Origin of the sequence: Azonexus sp., assembly GCF_036170495.1 — a bacterium.
In the GTDB taxonomy this organism is placed as follows: Bacteria; Pseudomonadota; Gammaproteobacteria; order Burkholderiales; family Rhodocyclaceae; genus Azonexus.
The window spans coordinates 1-3,927 of sequence record NZ_JAVHPH010000195.1; the positions used below are offsets into that span (position 1 = coordinate 1).

The following is a 3,927-nucleotide window of genomic DNA, read 5'->3' on the forward strand; positions in this document are numbered from 1 at the left end:
GCTCATGGTGTGTCGCGCCATTCCTCGATGCGCAGGCGCAGTTCGATTTCGCCATTGCGCGACAGGGTCAGTCGGGCGGGTAGGGCGCTTGGGCTGTCGTCGGCAAAGCTGTAGTCGATTTGCCAGCCGTCTTCGCTGAGCCGGGTCGGGCGGCCATGGGGGTCTGATTCGATGCGGGCATGGCCGCCGGAGCGGCCGAGTAGCCAGGCGGGCAGGCGGCTGACCGGCAGGCGCTGGCCGGTGACCTCTTCGATCAGGGCGTCGGGATCGGTCGATTCGCTGGTCTTGCCTTCAGCTGTGCGCAGGCGGGAAATTTCCGGTGTCGTTTCGATTTCGGCCAATCCGTAGCCGAGCGGGCTGGCGAGCAGCACGCGGTCGCTGCGCTGTTGATGCGTCCAGGTTAGGCGGCCGCCAGAGTTTTGCACGGCCTGGCCGGGGAGCGTGACGCGCAGCGCGAAGCGGCCTTCCAGCACGAAGTCGCGAATGTCGTCGCGGGCAGCGAGTCGGGCCGGCGGCAGGCTGGTGCAGGCGGCCAGCAGGCTGGTCGCGAAGAGCAGGGTGAAGCGCAATCTCAAGGCTGGAGTTTCTTGACGATGCCGCTCAGGACGTCGTTGTTCGGATGCGCTTTGACGGCATCCGTGAGGATGCGGCGGGCGTCGTCCTTGCGATTCATGGTCCATAGCACTTCGCCGAGATGGGCGGCGATTTCCGGGTCGGCTTTGATGCGATAGGCGTTTTCGAGGGTCTGTAGTGCTTCTGCCAGCTTGCCCTGGCGGTAGAGCACCCAGCCCATGCTGTCCATGATGAAAGGGTCTTCCGGCGTTTGGCTGAGTGCTTTGGAGATCAGCGCGAAGGCTTCGGGCAGCCGGATGTTGCGTTCGGCCAGGGAGTAGCCGAGCGCGTTGAGGGCGTGGGCATGGTCCGGTTTGAGGTTGAGCAGGTGCTTGATATGGATTTCAAGGATTTCCGGCTTGCCGATGCGCTCGGCGGTCAGCGCTGCTTCGTAGAGCAGTTCGGGGTTGTCCGGCTGAGTCGTCAGGGCCTGGTCGAGAACGATGTAGGCGTCGTTGTGGCGGCCGGCTTCGCGCAGAATCTGGGACTCGGCGAGGATCAGCTGGGTCCGCTCGTCCGCCGTGCCGCCACGCGTGTTGTGCAGCAGTTCGCGGGCTTCACCGGTCTTGCCTTGCTGGAGGAGGATTTGGGCCAGCCGCGAGCGGGCCGCGATGTATTGCTGGCCGGCGCTGACCTGACGGTAGTGCTCGGCGGCGGCTTCCGTTTTCTTTTGTTCCTGATCGAGTTGGCCGAGGAAAAAGTGGATGGTGTTCTTGTCGGGGAAGTCGGTGGTCAGCAGGTGTTCGAGCTGGGCGCGGCCGGTCGTCACGTCGCCTTGCTGCAGGGCGAGCATGGCCACCGGATAAATAACGTCCGGGTTGTCCGGATTGTCTTTGATCAGGCGGTCGAAATGCGCTCGTGCCTCGTCGTAGCGTTTTTGGCTGATGAGCAGGCGGGCCAGCGCCAGCCGGGCGTCGCGGGCCGTCGGGTTGGCGTCGACGAAGGCGCGCAGACTGTCGATGGCGGTTTTGGGTGATAGCCCGGTCTGGAGCTGGGCGCGGGCGAGGGCGGCGCTTTCCCAGTCGGGGCGAAGCTGCAGGGACTTTTCGGCTTCGTTGAGGGCGCGCAGATTGTCGTTGGCATTGGCGGCGGCCTGGGCCATGGCGAAATGGGCTTCGGGCTGGTCGTCGTACGGGGCGGCAATACGGTCGACCAGCGACTGGACGGCTTTCTTGTCCTCGTGCCGGGATAGCATGCGGTTGAGGTGCATCAGGTTGTTGCCGAGATTGGCTTTGTCCTGTTTGAGCAGGGTGACCAGTTGCGGCGCGAGTTCGTCGAGGCGGTTGGAGAGAATCAACAGCGTGGACTGCGATTGCCTGGCCTGGGCGGAATCGGGTTCGACTTCGAGCCATAATCTGGAAAGCTCGAGGGCACGGTCGAACTGGCGGGCAAAGCCGGCAACTTCGGTGGCCCGGGCGACGACTTTCGGGTCGCGGGTACGTTGGGCCAGATCGGTCCATGCGTCGGAGCCGAGTTTGGCATCGCCGCGCTGCAGGGCGAATTCGCCGACCAAGGCCTGGAAAACAGTGCGGGCGAGCAGGTCTTCGGAGGCGGCCTGGGTGTTTACGCGCTTGCCGGCTGGTTTGGCAGTGGCTTCGCCGGCGGCCAGGCTGTATCCGCCATGGGTCAGACCCAGGGCGAGGGTGAGGGCGGCAGCGATTCGCTTCAGTTGCATGGACGGCTTTCGATCGAGGTTTGCGCGATGATCGCGCCAGAATTGCTTATTGGAACGCATAGAATCCGATAAGTTTGTGATGTTATTTGGGTTTGCCCGGAGGAACAAGCAATGCCGGAATTGCCGGAGGTGGAAGTTTGTCGTCGTGGATTGGCGCCGGTGCTGGAAGGCGGGCTGATCGAGGGCGTGGTTATTCGTGCGCCGAAGCTGCGTCACGAGATTCCGCGGGCGTTGAGCGAACTGTTGCCGGGCTGCCGTATTCTGGCTGTTCGCCGGCGCGGCAAGTACCTGTTGGTCGACTGTCGGCGGGCGGGCGTTGAGGGGAGCCTGATCATCCATCTCGGGATGTCGGGCAATCTGCGTTTTGTGCCGCCCGACCAGCTGCCGGCCAAACACGATCATTTCGATCTGGTGCTGGCCGGACAGAGTTTGCGCCTGGCCGATCCGCGCCGTTTTGGCGTCGTCCTCTGGCAGCCGGGGCCGCCCGAGGCAGCGGAGCAGCATCCCTTGCTGGCGACGCAGGGGATCGAGCCTTTATCCGACGATTTCACGGTCGACTGGATTTTTTCGTCAATTTCGAAACGCAGCGGGCCGATCAAGCCGACCTTGATGGACAGTCATCTGGTCGTCGGCATCGGCAACATTTATGCCTCGGAGAGCCTGTTCCGCGCCGGTATTTCGCCGCTGCGAGCGGCCAACCGGATCAGCCGGGGGCGCTATGCCTTGCTCGTGGCGGCTATTCGCGAAACCCTGTCGGACGCCATCGCGGCGGGCGGCAGCAGCATTCGTGATTACGTGCATAGCGACGGCAGTGCCGGCTGGTTCCAGATCCAGGCTGGTGTCTATGACCGGGCCGGACAGCCCTGTCTGCGCTGTGGTGGCGTGGTCAGACAAATTCGCCAGGCCGGGCGGAGTACTTACTATTGTGTTGGCTGCCAGCATTAAAATGGTTCTGCAAGTCTATGTATTTATGCTAAATTGAAGTTTCCGATTGCCCCGGGAAGGACGCCGTATGTCGCTGGCCAACCAATTTGCTGCCTATACCGCCTGGCGTTTACGCCTGGCCACCTATATCGCTGAGCTTCAGGGCTGGCTGAGCACCAACGAGCTTTCCGACGCCCAGAGCGACCTGCGCCTGACCCAACTGCTCGAACGACTGCGTGAAGATCGGCTCAATGTCGCCTTTGTCGCCGAGTTCTCGCGCGGCAAGTCGGAGCTCATCAACGCCATTTTCTTTGCTGACTACGGTAACCGGATGCTGCCCTCGTCGGCCGGCCGGACGACCATGTGTCCGACCGAATTGCTGTTCGACGGTAACAAGCTGCCGTGCATCGAACTGCTGCCGATCCAGACGCGGGCCTCGAACTCGAGCGTCAGCGAATACAAGCGCTTTGCCGACGAGTGGACGAAAATTTCGCTCGATACCGAATCGCCGGAAGCCATGCAGGATGCCCTGCGCCACGTCAGCGAAACGCTGCGGGTAACGCCTGAAGAGGCCGGCCGTCTCGGTTTTGAGGTCGGCCAGGGGCAGATCGATCTCTACGTGGTGGGCGACGACGGGATGGTCGAAGTGCCGCGCTGGCGCCATGCCATGATCAATTTTCCGCATCCGCTGCTCAAGCAGGGGCTGGTCATTCTCG

General features: G+C 62.9%; 3 protein-coding genes and 1 pseudogene. 2 read left to right on the forward strand and 2 right to left on the reverse strand.

Going from position 1 to position 3,927, the window contains the following annotated elements:
- Positions 1-2 precede the first annotated feature (2 nt).
- Positions 3-575, reverse strand: a complete 573-nt coding sequence (lolB, locus tag ADADOO_RS06530; protein WP_511276037.1) for a lipoprotein insertase outer membrane protein LolB — start codon at positions 573-575, stop codon at positions 3-5.
- On the reverse strand, positions 572-2,287 hold the full coding sequence (locus ADADOO_RS06535) for a tetratricopeptide repeat protein (RefSeq protein ID WP_511276038.1): 1,716 nt from the start codon (positions 2,285-2,287) through the stop codon (positions 572-574). Before ADADOO_RS06535 ends, lolB begins: the two co-directional genes overlap by 4 nt.
- A 111-nt stretch (positions 2,288-2,398) precedes the next feature.
- On the opposite strand from ADADOO_RS06535, the gene mutM reads away from it, so the two are divergent.
- Complete coding sequence (mutM, locus tag ADADOO_RS06540) at positions 2,399-3,232, forward strand: bifunctional DNA-formamidopyrimidine glycosylase/DNA-(apurinic or apyrimidinic site) lyase (protein WP_511276040.1); 834 nt, start codon at positions 2,399-2,401, stop codon at positions 3,230-3,232.
- 67 nt (positions 3,233-3,299) lie between these two features.
- Positions 3,300-3,927: pseudogene (locus tag ADADOO_RS06545) on the forward strand (GTPase); the annotation flags it as partial.

Excerpts from the sequence above, each read along its gene's own strand:
- ADADOO_RS06535 (WP_511276038.1), bottom strand. The coding sequence starts at position 2,287 with ATGCAACTGAAGCGAATCGCTGCCGCCCTCACCCTCGCCCTGGGTCTG.
- mutM (WP_511276040.1), top strand. The coding sequence starts at position 2,399 with ATGCCGGAATTGCCGGAGGTGGAAGTTTGTCGTCGTGGATTGGCGCCG.